Annotated in this window: 12 protein-coding genes; 6 read left to right on the top strand and 6 right to left on the bottom strand. The window is 40.6% G+C overall.

Features of this window, described 5'->3' with window-relative positions:
- The first annotated feature begins 36 nt into the window (after window positions 1-36).
- Window positions 37-1,008 carry a BRCT domain-containing protein gene (locus U859_RS0125915; protein ID WP_205314444.1) on the top strand — a complete coding sequence of 324 codons (972 nt, stop codon included), beginning with the start codon at window positions 37-39 and terminating at the stop codon, window positions 1,006-1,008.
- 17 nt (window positions 1,009-1,025) lie between these two features.
- Window positions 1,026-3,206: a hypothetical protein gene (locus U859_RS0125910; protein ID WP_025146156.1), complete on the top strand. Its 2,181-nt coding sequence runs from the start codon at window positions 1,026-1,028 to the stop codon at window positions 3,204-3,206.
- A 95-nt stretch (window positions 3,207-3,301) separates the two neighbouring features.
- Here U859_RS0125910 and nhaA read toward each other — a convergent pair whose 3' ends face one another.
- The 3 genes from nhaA to U859_RS0125895 form a co-directional block, all read right to left on the bottom strand.
- On the bottom strand, window positions 3,302-4,459 hold the full coding sequence (nhaA, locus tag U859_RS0125905) for a Na+/H+ antiporter NhaA (RefSeq protein ID WP_025146155.1): 1,158 nt from the start codon (window positions 4,457-4,459) through the stop codon (window positions 3,302-3,304).
- A gap of 1,269 nt (window positions 4,460-5,728) precedes the next feature.
- Window positions 5,729-6,649: a type IX secretion system membrane protein PorP/SprF gene (locus tag U859_RS0125900; RefSeq protein WP_025146154.1), complete on the bottom strand. Its 921-nt coding sequence runs from the start codon at window positions 6,647-6,649 to the stop codon at window positions 5,729-5,731.
- Between the two features lie 8 nt (window positions 6,650-6,657).
- On the bottom strand, window positions 6,658-12,402 hold the full coding sequence (locus U859_RS0125895) for a CehA/McbA family metallohydrolase (protein WP_025146153.1): 5,745 nt from the start codon (window positions 12,400-12,402) through the stop codon (window positions 6,658-6,660).
- An 858-nt stretch (window positions 12,403-13,260) separates the two neighbouring features.
- Here U859_RS0125895 and U859_RS32100 point away from each other — a divergent pair.
- Window positions 13,261-13,410, top strand: coding sequence for a hypothetical protein (locus U859_RS32100; RefSeq protein ID WP_162800052.1), 150 nt, complete (start codon window positions 13,261-13,263; stop codon window positions 13,408-13,410).
- Window positions 13,411-13,570: 160 nt separating this feature from the next.
- Here the strand turns inward: U859_RS32100 and U859_RS0125885 are convergent, their stop codons facing one another.
- The gene (locus U859_RS0125885) at window positions 13,571-14,191 is read right to left on the bottom strand and encodes an L-threonylcarbamoyladenylate synthase (protein ID WP_025146151.1); all 621 of its coding nucleotides are present in this window, start codon (window positions 14,189-14,191) and stop codon (window positions 13,571-13,573) included.
- A gap of 126 nt (window positions 14,192-14,317) precedes the next feature.
- Between U859_RS0125885 and U859_RS0125880 the strand changes: the two genes are divergently transcribed.
- From U859_RS0125880 to U859_RS0125870, 3 genes are read left to right on the top strand one after another with little or no spacing between them, the layout of a single operon-like run.
- Window positions 14,318-14,575 carry a type II toxin-antitoxin system Phd/YefM family antitoxin gene (locus U859_RS0125880; RefSeq protein ID WP_025146150.1) on the top strand — a complete coding sequence of 86 codons (258 nt, stop codon included), beginning with the start codon at window positions 14,318-14,320 and terminating at the stop codon, window positions 14,573-14,575.
- Window positions 14,568-14,822 (top strand): Txe/YoeB family addiction module toxin, encoded by a 255-nt coding sequence (locus tag U859_RS0125875; RefSeq protein ID WP_025146149.1) that lies wholly within the window; start codon window positions 14,568-14,570, stop codon window positions 14,820-14,822. The genes U859_RS0125880 and U859_RS0125875 overlap by 8 nt, the downstream gene beginning before the upstream one ends.
- 10 nt (window positions 14,823-14,832) lie before the next feature.
- Window positions 14,833-16,494, top strand: a complete 1,662-nt coding sequence (locus U859_RS0125870; protein WP_025146148.1) for an FMN-binding glutamate synthase family protein — start codon at window positions 14,833-14,835, stop codon at window positions 16,492-16,494.
- 1,063 nt (window positions 16,495-17,557) lie between these two features.
- On the opposite strand, the gene asnS is transcribed toward U859_RS0125870, so the two are convergent.
- Complete coding sequence (gene asnS / locus U859_RS0125865; RefSeq protein ID WP_025146147.1) at window positions 17,558-19,006, bottom strand: asparagine--tRNA ligase; 1,449 nt, start codon at window positions 19,004-19,006, stop codon at window positions 17,558-17,560.
- Window positions 19,007-19,138: 132 nt separating this feature from the next.
- Window positions 19,139-20,128, bottom strand: coding sequence for a transglutaminase domain-containing protein (locus tag U859_RS0125855; RefSeq protein WP_025146146.1), 990 nt, complete (start codon window positions 20,126-20,128; stop codon window positions 19,139-19,141).
- Window positions 20,129-20,131: the final 3 nt, after the last annotated feature.

Here is a 20,131-nt window from a genome sequence, read left to right as displayed (position 1 = left end):
TTTCTCTCAAATCCTTTTTATAACAACCATTTTGTAATGCTGAATCGCAAAACTCAAAATTGTTGTTTGTACTCAGCTGTTTTACCTATTCCTGATTATGATTATATGAAACAACCAGACCAACTGATCTTAGATATCTATACCTCTAAAGCGCAAGCTGATAAAGCAATTAGTTCTTTAAAAGGAATTTTGCTTGGAATAAACTTAGATGGAGAAGTAAATGAAAAGGAAATTAATGAGCTGCAAAAATGGGCGAATGCACATGATGCTTTAATAGGTAGAAATCCTTTTAATGAGTTTATGAATATTATAGCAGAGGCAGCTAGTCAACAAATCCCAACTAAAGAAACTATTGAAGACTTGTATTGGCTATGTCAAAAGTTTGAGAACGAAAGCTTTTATTATAATCCCATCACCTCTGACCTACAAACCTTACAAGGGCTTTGCCATGGAATTCTGGCAGATGGCGTAATCAATGATCAGGAAATTATTGATCTCAATAAATGGTTAGAAGAAAATGAACACTTAAACACATATTATCCCTATGATGAAATTAGAAGTTTAATTCTATCTGTTCTTTCGGATAATAAAATTGATGATGAAGAACGATTGGTTTTAAAAGCTTATTTCAAAGAGTTCGTGAATCTCCAGAATGAAGATATAAATGAACAGATTAGAAAGGAAACAGCGCATATCAATATCTCTGGTTTATGCACAAGTGAGCCCAATGTTACATTTGTTGGCAAGACTTTCTGTATCACAGGCATACTACAAAGAATTAGCAGAGAGGGTTTGAAGAAAAAAATCCTCAATCTTGGAGGTATACCAACTGATGGTATTACGCTTAAAACAGACTATTTAATAGTCGGTGATAATGGTAACCCTGCATGGGCATTTTCTTGTTATGGTCGCAAAGTAGAGAAAGCTATAAATATGAGAAAGGACGGGCATACGGTAATGCTAATCCACGAATTTGATTTTGCTGATATTATTGATGATTTTAAATAGTGCCTAAAAGCCAAGAAATGGATAAAATTAAAATTGATTTAACAAATTGCTTTGGCATTGGAAAGCTAAGCCATGAGTTTGATTTTACAAAATCTAATACTTTTCTCATTTATGCACCTAATGGCACAATGAAAACATCATTTGCTCACACGTTTGATCTTATCTCAAAAAAAAATGCAGATAGAATTTGTGACCGTGTTTACAGCTCAAGATTGTCAGAAGCAATAGTTCTTGTAGATGGAAATGAAATTGCTCCGGAAAAGGTATTAGTAATTAATGCAGAGGATACATCTTTCGATGCCACAAGTAAAATAAGTTCTTTTTTAGCCAGTAAAGAGTTAAAAAAACGTTATGATGAAATTTATATAGATTTAAATGAGCGTAAAGGTGAATTTATAAAAAAATTAAAGGTTATTTCACAGAGCACAGATTGTGAAAGTGAATTTGTAAATACATTTTCTGAAGGAGCTAATATCTCTTTTTTTGAATTATTGCTAGTACATTTTGAATTTTTAAAAGAAAACTTTGAAAAAGTTACTTTTAGATATAATGACATCTTTGATAAAAAAGGCAATGTCGAAAAATTTCTATCTAAAAATAAAACTACACTCAATCAGTATGTAACTGATTATAAAAATATAATTTCAAAATCTAAGTTCTTTAACCAAACGGGAGAAAATAATTTTGGAACATATCAAGCTAACGAGATAATTAATTCGACTGCCGACAATGCTTTTTTTAAGGCGGGGCATAAATTTGTATTAGAAGATGGTACTGAAATCGATGATTACGAAAAACTAAAACAGGTTGTTCAGGAAGAAATACAGAATATTCTTAAAGATGAAAAACTACAAAAGGCCTTTGATAAGCTAGACAAAGGAATAGGCGCCAATGTTGAGCTGAGAGCATTCAAAAAAATAATTGAAAGAGATAATCTTTTACTCATTAAACTTGAAGATTATCAAAAGTTTAAAAAAGAAGTTTGGCTTAGTTATTTATCTGAAATTAAGTTTGAGGCTGAAGAATTATCAAATTATTATAAAGAACAAAAAAAGGAATTAGAAGCTATCATAAAAGAGTCTAAAAAAGAATTCGATCTATGGAATAAAATTATCAAAACATTTAATGATAGATTTTACGTGCCTTTTAAAGTTATTCTAGTAAATCAGGAAGATATAGTTTTAAAGCAAGAAACTGCAAACTTAGAATTTGAGTATTCAGATGGAGATGACAGTCCGGTAAGACAAAATCGTGATAATCTTTTAAGTGTTCTTAGTAAAGGCGAGCAGAGAGCTTATTTTATATTACAATTTTTATTTGAGATCGAATCGAGAAAACAAAGCCCTGATAAATCATTGCTTATTTTTGATGACATAGCAGATTCTTTTGATTATAAAAACAAATTCGCCATCATAGAATATATAAAGGATTTACATAATTTAGGTGCTTTTAGGATCATAGTTTTAACACATAATTTTGATTTTTATAGAACTGTTGCCTCTAGACTCTACTTACGCCGAGGAGTTATATACATGGCAACGAAATCAAAAGGTAAACATATAAATCTACATAATGGTCAATACTTAAAACATATTTTTACATACTTTATCGACAGATTTGATGATCCGAAGGTTTTTATAAGTTTGATAACTTTTGTTAGAAATTTAATAGAATATAGTGAATCTGATACTTGCCATCAGTATTTGATACTTACAAATTGTTTACATAAGAAAGAAATAAGTTCAGAATTAACTGCACAAAATATATTTGACATATATAAAAGCCGGCTTATTAAACTTGATGGAAAAACAGTCACATTCGGTGGAGAAAACCTTGTTCAAATGATTTTTAGTACAGCTAATAGTATATCAAAAGAATCTAATATTGATGAAATATTACTTGAAAATAAAATTACGCTTGCAATTGCTATTAGATTAAGAGCTGAAGAATATTTAATAAGCAAACTTGCAGATATCGATTTAACAAAGATAACATCTAATCAAACACAAGAATTATATAAAGAGTATAAGAATAAATTTCCATTAAGTATTGCGTTGATTACTTTAGATAAAGTTAATTTGATGACTCCTGAGAATATTCATATGAATGCATTTATGTTTGAACCATTAATAGATATGTCTGTATATCATCTAATAGATTTGTATAGAGAAACAAGTAATTTGTATTCTCCTGTATAGATACTTGTTTATCGTAGACATATACTAATTTGCATCATTATACTTTACCCGCTGTGATTTTTTTGTCATCTCCGTGGTTAAAATACAATTTGTGGTTAACCCTTAGCCCTCACCGATTTCAAAAACACAAACCCCACCACACCCGATAAGATCGAAGCCGTTAAAATCGCAAACTTCGCTTCCGAAACATGTAACACCTCGCTAAACGAGAGCAGCGCAATAAAAATCGACATCGTAAAACCGATTCCTGCGAGCATGCCCAAACCTAAGATGTGTTTCCAGCCTGCTCCGGTGGGTAAATCGGCCCATTTCAGTTTCACGGCAAGCCAGCTAAAAAAGGTTACCCCAATGGTTTTGCCAGCAAATAAACCTACGATAATGCCGAGGCCTAAAGGAGAAACCAGTCCCGTAAGCATTTCTTTCTGGAAAGTGATATTCGTATTGGCCAGTGCGAAAACCGGCATAATGAGGTAATTCACGGGAGTGGTTAAAAAATGTTCGAGTTTTTCTAAAGGCGATTCGATGTCGGTTTCGTTGGTGGGGATGGTGAAAGCCAGTAATACCCCTGCAATGGTGGCATGGATGCCCGAGTGGTGGATGAAATACCAGAGGAATATGCCGGGGATAAGGTAAAATACCAGTTTCTTTACCCCGAAATAATTCATTAAGCTTAAAAGCACCAGGATGCCCCCGGCCATGGCCAGGTATTCGAAATGGATCTGTTGGGTATAAAAGATCGCGATAACGAGAATGGCACCGAGGTCATCTACAATGGCCAGAGCGGCCAGGAATATTTTTAAACTCGTAGGAACGCTTTTACCCAGCATGGCGATAATGGCGAGTGCAAATGCAATGTCGGTAGCCATGGGGATCCCCCAGCCGCCAGCCGTTTCTGCGCCTTTATTAAACAGGCTATAAATTAAAGCGGGTACGAGCATGCCTCCTAAGGCGGCGATTACCGGTAAGGCTGCGCTTTTAAGGGAGGAAAGTTCGCCTTCTACCAGTTCGCGTTTGATTTCGAGTCCTACGAGCAGGAAAAATATGGCCATTAAGGCATCGTTTATCCAGGCTAAAATGCTGTAGTTCACTTCACCAAAGCCTAATTTGGTTGCTAAAAAGGCTTCGAAACTTTCTTTTGAGGCGGTATTGGCGATGAGTAGGGAGATGGCGACGCAAATGAGGAGTAAAAAACCGCCTACTTGTCCGGACCGGAAAAAACGCTGAAATGCTTCTAGGTTGATGAGTTTAGCCATAGGGGTAAAAATAGGAAAAATGAAGGGATGGAGGGGGTAAAAGGGTTATAATTATTCTTGCTTAATTCGGTTACTGATGAAAATCTCTATCGGCTCAATACTAATACGGTCAGCCTTGCCTCGCTGTTTTCTGTCATCCTGAGGTACGAAGGATCTCTAAGTGCTTAGCACTTGTTTGTGTTTGCTCACCGGCTAATAAGTTTCCCTTCGCTCAATCTTGCCTCGGCTCACCGCCGCCGAGGGGCTCTTACTTTTGGCTTGATCCAAAAGTAACAAAAAATCAAGGCTTGGATCTGATGTCGGATAAATTCGTCAAAGCTTTTAGGTCGCCAGCACAAGCCCCCGATGAAAAATCGGGGAGGGCGTGCTGCCTCTGGGCGGTGGTAGGTCGAAAAGAGATGCAAAAGCTTTAACGTTTTCTCCTTCCATCAGTTCCGAGGCCGGTAGCAGGGAGCAGATAGCATGACGCTTGAATGAATGCGTTAATTTATTTACAAGTCCTTTCCCTTCCAGGGGAAAGGTGCCGATAGCCGGATAGGGGTTTAATGCACTCGCTATAACACGGTCGTCATCTGATACCTATCGGATCCCGCGCAGGGGGGAACCTTAATGCTTTCGCTATTATTGTAAAATTATGTTGGCTTTTGCCTGGCATTGCTTCGTTGTTTTTTGTCATCCTGAGGCACGAAGGATCTCTGAGTGCTTAGCACTTGTTTCTATTTACTCATTGGCTAATAAGCTTCCCTTGCTCAGGTTTGCCTCGGCTACCGATGAAAAATCTCTATCGGCTCACCGCCGCCGAGGGGCTCTTACTTTTGGCTTGATCCAAAAGAAACAAACAATCAAGGCTTGGATCTGATGTCGGATAAATTCGTCAAAGCTTTTTAGGTCGTCAGCACAAGCCCCCGATGAAAAATCGGGGAGGGCGTGCTGCCTCTGGGCGGTGGTAGGTCGAAAAGAGGTGCAAAAGCTTTAACGTTTTCTCCTTCCATCAGTTCCGAGGCCGGTAGCAGGGAGCAGATCGCATAGGACATATTGTAGGGTGCGGTAATTTGTTTTTCAAGGCCTTTCCCTTTCAGGGGAAAGGTGCCGATAGGCGGATAGGGGTTAGGCACTGCGATCAATAAAAAAAGCCGCAGATACTTAAATCTGCGGCTTTTTGGTGTCGCTTCCGAATGAATCCGGGAGGTTGATGTTTATTTGCATTAAGATTCCCGCCTGCGCGAGATCCGATAGCTATCGGATGACGACCCTTCTTTTAAAATAAAATTATGGTTTCTTGCCAATATTTACACGGATATTCACTTCGAAATCGCCGTCGGTATAACCGCTGATGGCTGAAGTGGCGGTATTATAATAGGCCATAAAATATAAAGTCGATTTATAGTTCATTCCAAAACCAACGGTAGCATTCTGCGTATTGTGGTACATCGCCATCAGGTATAATTTATCGTTGGCGAAGTTTGCGTTTACACCTGCATCCCATAAATTTTCGTAATTTTTAATGCCCCTGAAAACACCTTTTGGCTCCAGGCTGATGCCATTGATGCCCGATCCTAAAGCGAATTTATAACTCACTGCGGAATAAAAGGTGGGCTTATCAGCAAAGTTTAAATCGTCTTTTCTGAAAACGGAACGCATGTTGGGCACGGCACCTTCAACGGTTAAACCTTTTGAAGTATAGGAAATACCGAAATCGCCATCTAAATAATAACCCCTGTCGTTAAAACGGGCGATGGATGGATCGTTAATATCACTATTCCTTACGCTGCTTAAATCAAGCTTGTCCTGGCTAGCACCAAAAGAGATCCCGAAGTTTAATTTCTGGTCGTCGCTGTTTAACGGAAGGTGATAGGCAAAGGTACCCACCGCTTTGGTACGCTGAATGCCCCCCGATTTCTCGTTGTAGATATTTATACCCCAGCCAACTTTGTTCACCTGCTGATCTAAGGTTACACTTTGTGTAATGGGTGCTCCCGGAATGTTCGACCATTGTTTGCGGAAACTTCCGTTGATGTTAAAACCTTCATCGATACCGGCCATTGAGGGGTTAACGAGGTAACGGTTCTGGAAATACTGTGCATTGAGTGGAAGGATCTGCGCTTTTGCAGATCCTAAAAATAATGTAGTTGCAGCAAATAGAAACGTTACGCGACGCATTTGCTTTATGTTTTTTGTAATTGCTCTCATGTCTGTAATTAGTCTCTGATGATGTTGATGTAACCTTTAAATGTACCGATACCATTACCTAAATCGATGATGTAATAATAGGTTCCTTCACTCAACGGACTGCCGTTTATGGTTCCGTCCCAATCATTGGTATAGGTATGTTTGGTGTATAACATCCTCCCGGCCTTATCGAAAATCTTTAAGGTATTGTTTGGATAATAATCGATGTTTTTTACGATAAATTTATCGTTGTATCCATCACCATTTGGCGTAACTACGGTACTGGCTTCCAGTTTATAATCTTCTATTACAGTAATGGCAATGCTTTGATCGCTCACACAACCACTTGCATTGGTTACGGTAACCCGGTAAGTGCCGCTCTGTTTCGGACGGATGGTTAAGGCTGGCGTGTTTTGTCCGCTAACCACATCAGAGCCTGACCAGTTGTACTGCGTACCGCCGGTAGCCGTTAAAATAATGGCATCACCTTTCGAAATCGATAAACCTTTATTGCTGCTGATCGAAGCCACTGGTAAAGCGTTTACGGTTACGGTTGCCGATCCGGTTTGTGTCTGGCTGGCATAAGCATCGGCCACGCTCACTAAAGTATAAGTAAAGGTACCCACCGTGTTGGTTGGCACGCTAACCGTCGCGGTAGTCGAGTTGGTGGTTACGGTGCGGTTGCTGCCTCCATTTACGGTATAGGTAAAGGTATAAGGAGCCGTTCCAACTGAACCTGTAAAAGTGATGTTTGGCGATGAACCGAAGTTACACACGGATGTATTGCCTGCAATGGTGGCCACAGGTAAAGGACGAATAATTACCGTTGCCGAACCCGTTTGCGGCTGACCACAGTTTACATCGGCCACACTTACTAAATTATACACAAAGGTTCCTACTGCCGAAGTTGGTGCTGAAACCGTTGCGGTATTGCCTGTTGAAGTTACCGTTCTGTTTGTACCACCATTAATGTTATAGGTGAAAGTATATGGTGCGGTTCCGTTGGCACCGGTGAAGGTAATATTAGGTGCTGCGGCCAGGTTTGGTACCGCTGTTGAACCCGAAATGCTTGCGGTGGCCAAAGCCCTTACTGTGATGGTTGCAGTTCCACTTTGTGCCTGGCCTGCGTTTACATCACTCACATTCAGTAAATTGTAGTTAAAAGTACCTGCAACGTTTGATGGAGCAGTTACCGTAGCTGTGGTGTTTGTACCTATAGTACTCACCGTTTGGCTTGCACCACCATTAATGTTATAGGTAAATACATAAGGCCCAGTTCCGTTTCCACCGGTAAAAGTAACCGTTGGTGCCGTTCCGTTTAAACATAAAGCGGTAGTTCCGGCAATGCTGGCAACTGGGATAGGATTAATTTTAACCGTAGTGGAGATGTTTTGAGGTTGTGTACTGTAAGCATCTGTAATGCTGGTTACCGTATAAACAAAGGTACCCACAACATTGCTCGGCGGGGTGATGGTTGCAGTACCTGTTGCTGATGTTAAGGTTTGGCTTGCACCACCGTTAATGTTATACGTAAAAGTAAATGGTGCGGTACCTGCAGTTGCGGTAAAGGTAATTACCGGAGCAGTGGTATTCACAGGAATAGAAATATTACCGCTTAATGCTGCAACCGGTTTAGCATAAATGTGCAGTTTGGCTGCGGTATAGTTAATCGCGTAATTGGTACTTAAAGCCAATGTTCCCTGTTGAATGGCATAATCGCCGGCAGTTTCGCCTGCAACACGGGTTAATGCGCCTGTAAAAGTATCTGTTCCAACCAATGCAGGTGTAGAAACATAGGTAAAGGCCGGATCAACTGTGCTTTCCACCTTGGTTTTGGCATCGGCCGTTACTGTAATGGCTTTTGGCGAAATGGTCAAAACCTGTTGTTTGGCAACTGCCGGGTTAAAGAAAGTATCGCCCGGTTGATTGGCAGTAATGGTCACTGTACCTGCTTTTACAATGTGGATATCGTTATTGCTGATGGTGGCAATATTGGTATCGCTGCTGGTATATTCAATGTTAATGGCTGTATTGTCGCTCGTGGCCCCTGCAACTAAATCAGGATCGCCATAAGTAGCGGTTCTGGTAGGCGCAAAGGTGATGAGCTGGTCTTTTTTAACGGTTGCATCGTCTCTGGTATACCAGATGGGGGAGGTAATGATCCGGCTTCCGTCTGATTCCACAATATCAGCATAATAGTAACCTGTGGCCAAATTGGCAAGAGCATTATCGGTATAAGTTAAACTTGCCGTTGGACTGGTGGTTAACTCTACGGGATTGGTGCCGCTTCCGGGTGTTCCGTATAAAATCCGGATGCTGGTTACCGCACTGGTGGTAATTGAACTCACCGAGAGCTGTGGCGCACCAGCCGTTTTAAATACACTTCCTACAGGCTGTTTGTTGATGGTGAAGACAACTTTCGCGGCCGAATCTTCTGAGGCGTAAAAACGCATCTTTTTAATGGCATCCAATAAATCGTTTTCGGTAAGGGCAGGGGCAAGTACCACTAACCTGGCACGGGTATGTTTACCAAAAGTTAAATTGTGGTTATCATGATCGATGGTTGCACCAAGGTGATATCCCCTGGCGAGCATGCGGTTATAATAACTTAAATAACTCATCGAGCTTGCGGGATCGGAATAGGTAACATTGGTCGAAAATGCAGGACCACTTTCTAAAGCCGCACCTACAATTGCACTATCAGCACTTAAATCGTAAGTTGCCGAGATGTTATTGAAATCTGTTGTGTTAGGATGGGCCAGGGTAGCTACAGCATTCAAACCATGGCGGTTAATAATCCTGAATAAACCTGCAGGACCAGTATAAGTACTTTTAGGTACATAAATCTGGTTTTCGCCGGGTTCCCAGCCGATCAATGAATCTATACCGTACACAATTACGTGTCCACCGCCACTGATTACACCCCATTCCATACCATGAAGGGCAACGAAAGTAGAAGTAGTTGCATTTTTAGCAGCGATGATACCGGGTTGCCAGTTCGCTAATGACATGCCCGCCTGTGTATGGTTATGCTCTGATATCCCAAGGAAATCGAGGTTCATCGCCGTTTTGGCAAAAGCATAATCATCTTCTGGTTTTTTGGTTAAATCGTCTTTATTTCCGTCAGAATAACTACTGTGACTGTGTAAATTACCATAATAGAAATTTAGTTTATTGACATCAAGGATGCCCGTTTTAAAGTTTCCTAACAGCGGTTGTGTGGTTAAATACAAAGGACCACCGCTACAGGCACTGTTTACGGCGTAGGTGAAAAAGTAATAATTGGTATTTTGCGTTAAACCATTTCTGATAAAAGAAGTACCGCTTCCTCTTTTTACTACGATACCACCACCTAAAACATCGCCGACATTATAAACCGTTTGGTTTACCGGTGCTGCGGTTAAGGTATTACTGGTGCTAATCACCACCAGGTATTCATCAGCTGCGCTGGCGGCCGTAAAAGAAGCCTGAATAAAGTTATAATTAGATGAGGTAATGGTAAAACCTGTAGGCTGTGCAGTTGGAGTGGCACAAGGCAATAAGGTTTTGGTGGTTTGTGCAGCGGTTAAAATATTGGTGGTTAAATATTTTGGTCCGCCGGTACAAGAAAGGTTGTTTAACGGAACAATAAAATAGTTGTAAGTAGTAGAACTGGTTAAACCATTATCTGTAAAAGTATTGCTTACAACTTTATTGATTACGGTACCACCACCAAAAGCAGAACCAATGGCATAAGCGGTTCCGTCAACCGGAAGCGCGCTTAAGGTAGCGTTTAAACTTCTGATGATCAGGTATTCGTTGGCATCTGCCGATTTGGTAAAGGTAGCGGTAATGCTGCCTGTGGTTACAGCGCTAAAAGCCAATGCGGTTGCAGGGCTGCTTGGCGCGGCGCAGGCAGGCAGGTTAGGTGGGAAATGTACACCTAATCTATTGGCATCATCATCATCAATGGCGTTCTGAACAGTAGCCAACGGCGTTCTGGTCCAGTCGTCGTCTACATAAGTAGGACTAGGCGCCGTTACATTCAAACTTCTTACATAAGAAACGTCTTTGGCATTTACCCCTTGCCCAAAAGCATCGATAATGTTGTTGTTGGCATCTAAAAGGGCCACACCATCGTTTCCATTGAAATTGATTACGGTATTGCTGTTTAATATGGCACTGGCAGGACTTAGGTAGGGTACTTCGGTATTGCTGTTACCTGTGTTACCCAATAGTACTGTTCCATGGGCTGGGATGGTAAAGTTTAAATTTACAATTTGCGATGGCGCACCGGTGATGTTGATGTTCCCTGCATCGCCCGAAATGTTGTATAAAGCTAATTTTAACTGTGGTGATGCGGTATTAATTGGCGCATTGCTCAGGTTGGTTAATTCGATCCATTTGTTTACAGAAGCACCCTCGTAATATTGACTGATGATTACAGGCGCGCTCACCAAAGGAGGATTAGCCGTTGTGGCATCAACCGTAGCAACAGTGCTTTGTAAATTGCCGGCATTATCCTGTGCAATTACATATAAGGTATAACCCGTACCAGTTGTTAATCCCGTGATGGATGCGCTGGCATCGGTATTGGCTGTATTGGTAAATGATCCCGATTTAAAAGCGGCTGCTCCGGTACCGTCCTGTGCAGCTTTAACCTGTGCAGGTGTTGGCGCAGTGCCTCCAGAAAGAGCTAAAACATAATAAGTGGTACCTGCTTCGTTAATGTTGTTTACAAAATCGACTGAGGTGGTGGTAACCGTTGTGGTCTTTGGATAGGTTGCTGTGGTTAGGGGAGGGGTAACATCAGCTGCACCAAGAGTGGTGAAACTTAATGTAGAGAAGGCAGTTTGTAAATTTGGCGTGGTGGCTGCATCTTCTGATACTGTATATATTTTGTAGGCGGTAGACAGTGTAAGTCCGGCAATAGTTGCCGTCGCGTCAGTATTGGCAGTATTGGCAATTGTACCAAATTTAAGTGCCTGAGCGTTGTTGCCATCTTTACCTGCTTTTATTTGTGCAGTTGTTGGTACTGTGCCGGTGGCCGGAAGTAACACGTAATATGTATTTCCAGCTTCGTTAATATTACTGATCAAATTAACTGTGGTGCTTGTTATAGAAGCTGTTTTAGGATAGCCGGCAGCATTGGTCGGCGGAGTTGTATCGGTTGTATTCGAACCACTTACCGAACCACCGATATTAAAGCCAATTCTTCCTGAAGCAGGAGAGTTGAACCCCCAGCCGCCTGTAGCTGTTTGTCCTGATGCATAATAACGAATGGTTATTGTTGTACCTGCGGCTACATTTTGCAAGGCTGTTATACCGGAAAGGTTAACAGTTGGAGATGCATTGGGCGCAACAGCTGTACTTGTGATTAATACAGGGGTTCCAATTAAAGTAAAAGTTGTTCCATCCAGGCTATAGGCATATTGCGAACTAACGCCTGCATTTGCATAATAAGTGGCTGTTCCCGCAAAAAGGGCATCAATCGAGCTAAGTGAAATTTTATTGCCTGTTGAAGCTGTTAATGTTACCTGGAAATAATCTGTATTAGCAGTCGAAATACCGTCGTTTTTAAAGTTGACAGTTCTGAACGAATTGTTGCCTGCACTTGCTATTGCAACGGCACTGTGGGTTAGAATGGGTGCAGCAGTTAAGCCAGGATCAAAGGTTGTAGCAGTAGAAGTTGCCAACATATTCTGCCCGGTAAAATCCCAACTGGCAATTTGTGCCAACGTAGCGAAGGGGAAATAGAGGGTAAGAAATAAGGATAATAGTAAAAGTTTTTTCATATAATTTGTTTAGGGATATGAAATGATGAATAATCTTTTTGAATAAGTTAGTGAAGCGAATTAAGGGTAATTGCCTGAGTTTCGGGAACGGTCCCGCGAGGATTCGAATAATTAGAAGTAGAATTTTGTCATACAGAATAATAAGGATTGTGATTGTAAGATTTTTGATCATTCAGCGCAAACCGCCACTATAGTGGTAAATACCTATAGTAATTATGCGAAAATCATTTGCATGACAAAGATTTTTTAACTGGAAAGCTTTATTGGAGTAATTGTAGCGCCATATAGAATGATTAGGTTACGAAAATATGCGTTGAATATTAATTCAATATTAGAATGAAGTTAACTTTAGTTGTTTGTTTTGTTAAAAGCTTGTGGAATACGGCATTAAAAATATAAATTTATATATTTCTTTGATATTTAGATGAGATGTTGATAAATTTTGCCTCCTATCTGTTGGGAATTTAGTCTTTTCCCTTTTAGGGGAAGGTACCGGTAAGGGGATAAGGGTTTAAGGCACTCGCTATAATACGATCGTCATTCTACTACAACAATAAATCCGTCATTGCGATGAGGCTTTTTCAGCCGGGGAAGCAATCTTACTACTATGGGTTGTCTGCGATTGATACGGCAGTCACTCCGTCGTTTTTTGCTTTTAACAATTTTCTGTCATCCTGAGGCACGAAGGATCTTTTACCGAAAGATTCTTCACTGCGTTCAGAATGACAATTGTAGGTTTTGCCCCAGGCTCGGACTTGCCTCGGCTACCGATGAAAAATCGGCACAGGTCAGCCGCCGCCGGGGGGCTCTTACTTTTGGCTTGATCCAAAAGTAACCAAAAATCAAGGCTTGGAACTGATGTCGGATAAGCTAGCCGAAACTTTATTTGCAACAGCGGCCAGGAACGAAGAAAAATGGTTCTTGCCTCTGTTTTGGTTCTTTGGGTTAGGTAAAGATTGTACACAAGTTTTAACTGCTTCTCCTTCCATCATTTCCCAGGCCGGATAGCAGGGTGCAGATGGCATGGCGCATATTGCTGGGTGCGATAATTTGTTTTTTAGCCCTTTCCTTTCAGGGGAAAGGTACCGATAGGCGGATAGGGGTTAAAGGCGCTCGCTATAATACGATTATCATCCGATAGTTATCGGATCCGCGCAGGCAGGAATCGCTACAAATACTCTTCAATATTTCCTTTGCCTTCACGGATGATTTCAAATTCACCGGTAGTGCAATCAATCACGGTAGAAGCTTCATTGTCGCCATAACCACCGTCAATGATCAGGTCAACCAGGTTCTCGTATTTCTCGTGAATCAATTCCGGATCAGTAGAATATTCAATTACATCATCATCGTCTTTTATCGAAGTAGAAAGGATAGGGTTGCCCAGTTCTTTTACAATACAGCGTGAAATGTTGTTATCGGGCACGCGGATACCCACTGTTTTTTTATTGGAGCTTAATAATTTAGGTACGTTATTATTGGCATTAAAAATAAACGTAAACGGACCCGGTAAGGCTTTCTTTAATACCCTGAAAGTGGTATTGTCTATGGGTTTAATGTAATCAGAAATGTGTTTTAAATCGTGGCAGATGAAAGAGAAATTGGCTTTTTCGGGTTTGATACCACGTATCCTGCATATTTTTTCGATGGCTTTTGGATTGGTGATATCGCAGCCTAAACCATAAATCGTGTCCGTTGGATAGATGATCAGGCCACCTTTTTTCAGCACTTCAACAACTTGTTCAATGGCCCTTTCGTTTGGGTTTTCTGGATAAATCTTAATAAGCATAGCGTAAAAATAACAATTTAATGCGTTTGTTGTTTAAATAACATTAATCATAAACATTCTAAATATGTACAAATAATTGTACAGTTTTTTTATTATCTTTAATTTTGAAGATTATAAACGAGTATTATGGAAATCACAAATTATACCTCATTCAGGCAAAGTTTAAAGTCTTATTTAGATAAGGTTTTCACTAATCATACCCCTTTATTTGTTACCCGGGCAAAAGGAGAAGACGTTGTTGTGCTATCGAAAGCAGATTATGATAGCATGCAGGAAACTTTTTATCTGTTAAAAAGCCCAAAAAATGCAATGAGGCTTGAGCAGGGACTAAAAGATTATGAGGATGGTTTAGCTAAGGAGCAAGATTTGATCGATAATGATTAAATTGTTTCTTGATGGTGCATGGGAGGATTATCTCTATTGGCAATCGGTTGATAAATCGGTGCTCAAGAAAATAAATGCCCTCATAAAAGAAATCGAACGTACGCCTTTTGAAGGAGCCGGGAAACCAGAGCCACTGAAACATCAATACTCAGGATGGTGGTCGAGGAGGATTAATTTAGAACACAGACTCGTTTACAAGGTAGAAGATAACAAAATTATACTTCTACAGTGCAGATATCATACTTAACAATAACAACATGAGAAAAGCTTTCGTCGCCATTGCTGCATTTTTAATTGCCCTAACCATTATGCTGGGCTTGTACCATCCTTTTTTATGGTGGACATTCATCTTCACCGGCCCATTTGTATTGCTTGGTATTTACGATTTATACCAGCCTAAACACAGTATCGTAAGAAACTACCCCGTTTTTGGGCGTTTAAGGTATTTTATGGAAGAGTTGAGGCCGAAAGTTTATCAATATTTCGTAGAAAGCGATACCAATGGTACGCCTTATAACAGGTTAAACCGCTCTTTGATCTATCAGCGTGCTAAAAAAGATAACGATACCATTCCATTCGGAACGCAGTTAAACGTGTACGATAATGGTTACGAGTGGTTAAGCCATAGCATTGCCGCTATTTCGCACCACGAGTTAAATTTAGATCCCCGCGTTACGGTAGGCGGACCAGATTGTAAAAAACCTTATTCAGCAAGTATTTATAACATTTCGGCCATGAGTTTTGGTTCATTAAGCCAGAACGCCATTTTAGCCTTAAATGGTGGTGCCAAAATGGGAAATTTCGCACACAATACGGGTGAAGGGGGAATCAGCGATTATCACCGTCAGCCGGGCGGCGATTTAATCTGGCAGATTGGTACCGGTTATTTCGGTTGCCGTAATGCCGATGGAACTTTCAATTATGATGCTTATGCCGAAAGGGCTAAAACTGATCAGGTAAAAATGATCGAAATTAAACTTTCGCAAGGTGCTAAACCTGGTCATGGCGGGATGTTGCCCGCTAAAAAAGTAACTCCGGAGGTGGCCAGGATCCGTTTGGTGCCCGAAGGTAAAGATGTATTGTCGCCACCTGCACACTCTGCTTTTAATACACCAATTGGTTTGATCGAATTTGTTAAAAAACTTCGTGATTTATCCGGTGGTAAACCAGTAGGATTTAAGCTTTGTATTGGCCGTAAAAGCGAATTTTACGCCATTTGTAAAGCGATGGTAGAAACTAAAATTTATCCTGATTTTATTACCGTAGATGGTGGCGAGGGTGGAACAGGTGCTGCGCCACAGGAGTTCTCTAACTCGGTAGGTATGCCTTTACGCGAAGGGGTGGCTTTTGTTTATGATGTATTAAACGGCTTCGACTTAAAAAAACACATTAAAATTATTGCCTCAGGTAAAGTGGCTACAGGTTTCGATCTGGTTAAAAATATCGCACTCGGTGCAGATATGTGTAATGCTGCCCGCGGAATGATGTTTGCTTTGGGCTGTATCCAGGCTTTAGAGTGTAACAGCAATACCTGTCCAACAGGTGTGGCCACGCAAGATCAGAGTTTAATGAAAGGACTTGTGGTGGAAGACAAAACCGTTCGTGTTAAAAACTTCCATAACCTTACCGTGGCTAGTGCCGTTGAGTTATTGGGCGCTGCGGGCTTAAGAGAAACACATCAGTTAAGCCGCGCTTATATCAACAGGAGGGTGAGTCCGAGTGTAATGCAGAGTTATTTAGAAAGTTTTCCATATATCCCTGCAGGCAGTTTGTTACAAACACCCTATCCAACCCGTTACGAACTGGGCATGGCATTGAGTACTTCGGCCAGTTTTGCGCCAACCGATTATAAAGTTTCGGCGGTAGATTATGCACATGCCAATCCATATAGCGATACGATGCATGATGATGGACGATAGTATTATGCGATAACTTCCGAAGTACTTGAGTTGGTGCTTCGCAAGTTTTTCTATAAATATAGAATTATCATCTATAAAGTTTTCATCCTGAGCCTGTAGAAGGACCTGTTTAACTGCTTTAAAAAACGTTTGATTGCTTCAGCCAATTTTATAGGAAGGTTAATGTGCCAGGCCTAAATAGAATTTATTATAAAGTGTTTTTTAGTTACAGGATTATTTTTTAGAAAAGCAGGTGCAGTAGTGCTTGGGTTTGTTCAGCCCTGCTTTTTGCTGCAAGTCCTCTCCCGATGAAAAATCGGGATGCGGGCTTTCCGCTTCAATCAGGTTTAGGTGGCCACAACAGATGGAGAATTAATGCTTAAATCACCAAACGTTCCTACGGAACGAAAACGCCAATTATTCTATTGGCTACCCATGAGGCGTCCCGCTGGGACGGTCAATTGATTAATCCTTCAGTAAAATAATGTCGTTATGTTAAGCATAAGTGTTTTCTGTCTGAGCGTAGTCTAAGACCTTTTACAGTTCGAAACAAAGAAAATATTTGTCTTTCGCCAGGATGCCATTGACGCATCTATTCAAATAGAATGGTCGTCATCTCAACTATAACTGCCGATTTTTCATCGGTAGCAGAATGGAGAGATCTGTGTAACAAGTTATTGAAATCAAATTTAAAAGATTTCTTCCCGAATTTTCGGGATCGAGGCGATACTTCGAGATTATTCAATTTCTTTTCTATCTGTAATTCACATTGATTTTCATACAATAAATTACCCTTCAGGATGGCAATGCTTTTTGCTTTCTTCTTAACCTTATGGCATTATGTGCGGCAAGAGATGTTCTTCAAATCAAACCGTCCCATCGGGACGACGCCTCCTCGGTAGAAAAAAATGAAATGTTTTTTCGTTCCGTAGGAACGTTTTGTATTTTCAGCAGCATAGAGTGATTCGAAGATAATATTATAACAAAAAAAAGGGTTCAAATTTTCATTAAAATTTGAACCCTTTATTGAGGCTATTTGTTAACCCTTAACCCTTAACCCTTAACCCTAAACCCTAAACCCTGCCTAAAACTCTGCGTTTTTCGGGAACCTTGGGAAAGCAATAACGTCGCGGATGTTGGTCATTCCGGTTACGAACAATACCAAACGTTCGAAACCTAAACCAAAACCAGCGTGTGGTGCGGTACCGAAACGGCGGGTATCCAAATACCACCAAAGTTCATCCTGAGGGATATTTAAATCTTCCATGCGTTTGGTTAAGCGGTCTAAACGCTCTTCACGCTGCGATCCACCAATCATTTCACCAATACCCGGGAATAAAATATCCATTGCGGCAACAGTTTGTCTGCCTTCCGCATCCGGCTCATTCTGGCGCATGTAGAACGATTTAATATCTGCAGGGTAATCCGTTAAAATTACTGGTTTTTTAAAGTGTTTCTCTACCAGGAAACGCTCGTGTTCACTTTGTAAATCAGCTCCCCACTCATCAATCAGGTATTTAAACTGTTTCTTTTGGTTTGGCTTCGAAGATTTTAAAATCCTGATCGCTTCTGTATAAGTTAAACGCTCAAAATCGTTTGCCAAACAGAAATCCAGTTTTTCCAACAAGCTGAATTCGCTGCGTTCGTTCTGCGGTTTTTGTTTATCTTCTTCCGCTAAACGGCTGTTTAAGAATTCTAATTCATCCTTGCAGTTATCTAAAGCATATTTAATCACATACTTCATCATGTCTTCTGCAAGCTGCATGTTATCTTCCAAATCTGCAAAAGCAAATTCAGGCTCAATCATCCAAAACTCTGCCAGGTGACGTGTAGTATTCGAGTTTTCAGCCCTGAAAGTAGGTCCGAAAGTATAAATCTTACCAAATGCCATGGCTGCTAATTCACCTTCCAGCTGTCCCGATACCGTTAAGTTGGTGGCGCGGGCAAAGAAATCCTGTGAGAAATCGACTTTACCATCCTCTGTACGTGGCGTATTGTCGAAATCTAAAGTAGTTACCTTAAACATTTCGCCGGCACCTTCTGCATCGCTAGCTGTAATAATAGGAGTGTGCATGTATACAAAACCACGCTCGTTGTAAAACTGGTGAATGGCAAAAGCCAATGCATGACGCACTTTAAAAACGGCATTAAAAGTATTGGTGCGGAAACGCAGGTGTGCAATTTCGCGTAAAAACTCTAAACTGTGTTTTTTAGGCTGTAAAGGAAACTTTTCAGGATCACTATCACCCAAAATTTCTACACTTGTAGCTTTAACCTCTACAGATTGACCTTTTCCAAGGGATTCGATCAATTTACCCGTTGCCGAAATGGCTGCGCCGGTTGTTATTCTTTTTAACAGCTCATCAGGTAAATTATTAAAATCGATTACAACCTGGATATTGCTCATGCAAGACCCGTCATTTAAGGCAATAAACTGATTATTACGGAAGGTTCTAACCCATCCCATAACCGTTACTTCTGTGTCAAATGCTGTCGACTTTAATAAATCTTTAATTTGCTGTCTCTTAATCATATTGTTATTTTTAAAAGGCGCAAATTTAGAAAAAAAAATGTATCAGTTAACAGTTTTCGGTTTTCAGTTGGCAGTTTTTTTAGCATGAGGTTAATTCAAATTGCTAACTGTTAATTGTAAACTGAAAACTACCTACTGCTGCTGCTGCTGTTGTTGCATGGCTTCCATGTATTGTTGGTAGCTATTTTTAGTCCTTACAGTGCTTATTGTTCCTGTGGGTTTGCTGTAGTTCACTTCTTTTGGCTGGAAATAGGTTTCCTGATCGTTGAAATCTTCATCATTATAGCCTACCGATACATTTACTTCCATAATATGTTCGAAGCCGCCTTTGTAAACGCCTTTTACAGGAGAGCAATCGGTAAAGTTACGTCCAACGGCCAAACGCACATGGTTTTCGTTCACAATGCAATTATTGGTCGGGTCTAAACCTAACCAGCCATATTCAGGCAGGTAAGCTTCGGCCCAGGCATGGGTTGCGCCCTCGCCCCGCATACCATCTCTGTTGGGACAAATGTAGCCGCTTACATAACGGGCCGGAATACCAGTTAAACGTAGCATAGCGGTTAATACATGTGCAAAATCCTGACAAACGCCTGCCTTCAGTTTTAAAATTTCCTCAATGGTGGTATCAACTGCCGTTACACCTTTAATGTATTCGAAATTGTTAAAAACATCCGCGCAGTATTTTATAGCGGTTTGGTAAGGGGTATCATCAGCACCTTTAATACCCAGAGCAGTTGCTTTAAGTTGACTAATGCCATCAAAACTTTCCTGCCGTAAATAATCGATATAAGGCACCTCATATTTAAGCATATCCAGGCTGTTCCATTGCTCGCTGCTAAACATATCATCCTGCGGTAAGGGTTTCGCAAAAGTTTCTACGCTTACCTTTGAGAAGATTTTCAGTTGCGTGTGTGGCTCGTTTTGTGTAAAAGTGCCTACCTCGTTGCCGTAATAATCAATAAATATTTCAATTTCGGGACTTCCTGAGATATTCAGGTCGTGTTTAACTACTTTTTGATAGTCATCCTTAATCGGGAACAAAATAATCTGATTGGCACTGTCGCGAACAGGCAATTCGTATTTATAATTGGTGATGTGTTTGATTTTGAAAATTGGCATATT

The sequence above is a fragment of the Pedobacter jeongneungensis genome (genome assembly GCF_000633455.1).
GTDB lineage: Bacteria > Bacteroidota > Bacteroidia > Sphingobacteriales > Sphingobacteriaceae > Pedobacter > Pedobacter jeongneungensis_A.
Note: the sequence above shows the minus strand (reverse complement) of the source record. Positions and strands in the feature narration are given on the sequence as shown.